Below are 3353 nucleotides of genomic sequence, written 5' to 3' on the forward strand. Positions count from 1 at the left end.
CCGCGCGGCCCCCGTGGTCGCGCCGTCTGCCGTCGCGCCACCGCCGGTCATCGTCGACCCCAGCGCCGTCGCCAAGCGCGAGCTCGAGGCGCCAACACCCCGCCCGCCCAAGGCCACGATTCCGATCCTCGTCAATCCCAACGCGGGCCGGTTTGGCAAGGCTGGGAAGTCCAGCGAGGATGACCATCATCCCCACGCGCCCGCGCCGGTCGACGCGCCCGATCTGCTGCCAGATGAGTGAACCATTTGGATCATGAGATCATGCGGATCACACGATCACACGATCACACGATCACCACGATCATCCGCCCCCTCCCGATGTCGCGCTTGCACCGAGTTCCCCGCCCCTCACTTCCAACCACTCGGGCCAGGCGTCTGGCTGGTAGCGGATTGGCCCGCGCCCTGCTGACTGGCCTCGCGTTGATCGTCAGCCTGCCCAGCTGCGGCGGCGAAGAGCACGAGCCGCCGCGCGGCCCGGAGTTCGAGTTTGGGCCGGCTCCAGCGCGCCCCGACGCGCCGACCGAGCACGTCCTCGCCAACACGATCGACGGCGCCGCGGTGCCGGGGCTCCGCGACGACGGCAGCATCGTGTTCGCGGTCCAGTGGTTCGACGGCGGACTCGAAGCGGCGCTGAACGTGGCCAAGGACCAGGCCAAGCTGGTGTTCGTCGATGTTGGCGCCTACTGGTGCCCGCCCTGCCACGAGCTCGACGAGAAGACCTTCACGGATCCGCGCGTGGGCGAGTGGATGGCCAAGCACGCGGTGGCCGTGCACGTCGACGCCGAGAAGGGCGACGGCCCCGACATCGTCGAGCGCTACCACGTCCAGGCCTACCCGACCCTGCTGGTGCTCGAGGCCAGCGGCATCGAGAAGGGTCGGCTGGTCGACTTCATCGAGCCCGACGCGCTGCTCACCAAGCTGGACGAGTTGAAGTCCGGTGGCAACGTGCTCGCCGAGCTCGAGGCCGCGGTCGAGGCCGCCCCCGACGACACCGAGGCCCGCTATCAGCTCGGCCACGCGTATGTGCTCGCGGCCCGGCAGCAGGACGCCGAGCGGGTCTACGCCAGCGTGATCGCCGACGACATCGACAACGCGAAGGGCCTGACGAGCAAGGTCATCTACGACCTCGCGATGTTCTTCACGATGAAGCTCGAGAACGATCCAGAGACGGCGATCCTGCAGCTTCAAGCGCTGCAGTCGAAGTTTCCGGACAGCGCGGAAGCCACCAAGGCGTACCGCATGATCGGCCGGGCCCTGTGCCAGCTCGGCAAGCCCGACGAGGCCGCCGCCTCGCTCGAGGCCATGGTTGCGACCGACCCCGACAACGTCGAGCTCAAGTCGAGCTTTGGGTGGTTCGCGTTCCGGGAGAAGTGCCGGCCCGACGCTGGGCTGAAGGCGGTCCTCGCTGGGATCGAGCAAGACCCCGCGAGCGCCGATCTGCGCTACCTCGAGGCCGAGCTGCGCGAGCAGCTTGGTGAGCACGCGCTCGCGCTCGCGGCGATCCGCAAGGCCAGCGAGCTCGAGCCCGAGAGCGCGTACTACAAGCGCCAGGTCCGACGCTTCGAAGCGCTCACTGGCGAGTGATCACACCCGGGAGCAGCGCTCGGCCCACTGCCGCCCAGTGAGCTGTTAGCGTTCGTCGCCGGACTCGCATGGATTTCCCGATGCGGTGTCGCGTGGTGTGGGAGGATCGCACAAGGCGACAACGTGCCCGATCAGGAGATCTGGGCCCGGTTTGGCGCGAACAAGGCGGGCGACTCTGGGTCCCGAACGGCCGGCTGCTGACCGACCCGGTGATCGACGTGGTCAACCCGGCCGCGAACGATGTCCCGTACGCGTCCGCGTCTCCGTACCTGGCGCTCCATGATCCCGGCTGAGCCCGGCTCAGCCCGGCTCAGCCCGGCTGAGAAACGGGAGCGGGAGAACCAGCAGCAGCGCGGCGGGCGTGTGTCGCCGTCCTTGCTATCTTCGTCCCCGGTGTTCGAGATCATCATCGCCATCGGCATCATCGTCGCGCTGGTCGTCAGCGCGATGGTCCCTCCGATGTCGCTGCTGTGGATCAGCGTGGGCCTTGGCACCCTCGGCGCGGTGGTTGGGCTGCCGGCGGGCTTCGTCTACCACGCCAAGCTGTGGCGAGCGCTGCGAGCCGAGGGTCTCGAGACCGGGGGCATGTGGCTGCGCCCGCACCACCTGCATGGCCGGCTGTCGGAGCCACGGCGAGGGCCCGTGGTGCTGTGGTTCGCGATTGGGGCTGCGGGCTTTGGGCTGACCATGCTCGGGGCCGGCGGCGTGCTCATGGCGGTGGTTCGGCTGGCGGCGCACTGAGCTCGCGGCGACCAAACACGACATAGTGAAACGCGCCCCGCTTGGCGTTGAAGCGGCGCTGCTCGACATAGTCCTGGTGAAACCGAGGATCGGCCAGCAGCTTGCGATAGATCGCTCCACGCGCCTGCAGCTTTTTCGGGCTGCGCGAGTGCACGACGATGATCTCGGGGCGCTGCGCGTCCAGGATCCAGTTGGCCTGACGCGCCGGCTCCCCGCGCAGCGGCGGCTTGGCGAACGCGGGCGTGTTGAGACAAAACGCGTCGATGATCGCGGCGTCTCCCGTCCAGCCGGCGACGCCAACATCGCCGAGCAGCGCGTGCTCCCCGGGCCCAAGCGCGCGCTCGAGGTGCTCGCCAAGGGCCGCCCGCGCTCGAGTCCGCGCGGTGTAGGCGGTCGCGCGCGCGTGCAGGTCTTCACTATCCGGGAGCCCACCCAGCGGCGTCGCGGCGGCCAAGATCAGCAGCACCAGCGCAGGCTCGTAGTAGCGAGGCGGGATCCCACGCGCGACCCAAGCAGCCAAGCGCAGCGCGGTCGCGGACGCGAGGACGCAGACCAGGGCGTGCGCGGCCAGGAAGTGACGCAGGTCGTGGCCGATCAGCGGGTCCGCGCCGATCAGCGCGACCCCATACACCAGCGTGAACGAGATCGGCAGCAGCACCCGCGCGTCGAGCTGGCGGACCGGCCAGATCACCGCCAGCGTCAAGCTCAGCGGCGCCGCCAACCAGTACGCCTCGAGCAGCGCGAACGGATCGGCGTGCCCGGTCTTGCAGCGCACGGTGTTGGGGACCAGCTCACCGAAGTACGCGAGCCGCCAGCCCGCGTAGACCAACATCAGCGGCACGAACACGGCGACGAAGCCCAGCGCCGCGCGACGGTAGCCGGGCCCGTCAAACCGGGACCCCAGGGCCCGGCGATCCACGACCAGCTGCGCGACCGCGGCCAGCCCCACCGCCAGCGCGACCAACGGCCCCTCGGGCCGGATCAGGCAGGCCAGCATCGAGAGCCCACCCGCGAGCGCGAGCGAGCAC

Annotated in this window: 3 protein-coding genes and 1 pseudogene; 3 read left to right on the top strand and 1 reads right to left on the bottom strand. The window is 69.6% G+C overall.

From position 1 onward, the window contains the following. From DB30_RS40430 to DB30_RS40440, 3 genes and pseudogenes are all read left to right on the top strand, one after another. Window positions 1-241: pseudogene (locus DB30_RS40430) on the top strand (hypothetical protein); the annotation flags it as partial. A 149-nt stretch (window positions 242-390) separates the two neighbouring features. After that, window positions 391-1584, top strand: coding sequence for a thioredoxin family protein (locus DB30_RS40435; RefSeq protein WP_052559439.1), 1194 nt, complete (start codon window positions 391-393; stop codon window positions 1582-1584). 393 nt (window positions 1585-1977) lie between these two features. Beyond that, complete coding sequence (locus DB30_RS40440) at window positions 1978-2325, top strand: hypothetical protein (protein ID WP_052559441.1); 348 nt, start codon at window positions 1978-1980, stop codon at window positions 2323-2325. Here DB30_RS40440 and DB30_RS40445 read toward each other — a convergent pair. Further along, window positions 2294-3353, bottom strand: a 1060-nt coding sequence (locus tag DB30_RS40445; protein WP_165704181.1) for a hypothetical protein, incomplete at its 5' end; no start/stop codon positions are given. The genes DB30_RS40440 and DB30_RS40445 overlap by 32 nt on opposite strands.

It is taken from the genome of Enhygromyxa salina, assembly GCF_000737335.2.
Classification (GTDB): domain Bacteria; phylum Myxococcota_A; class Polyangia; order Nannocystales; family Nannocystaceae; genus Plesiocystis; species Plesiocystis salina_C.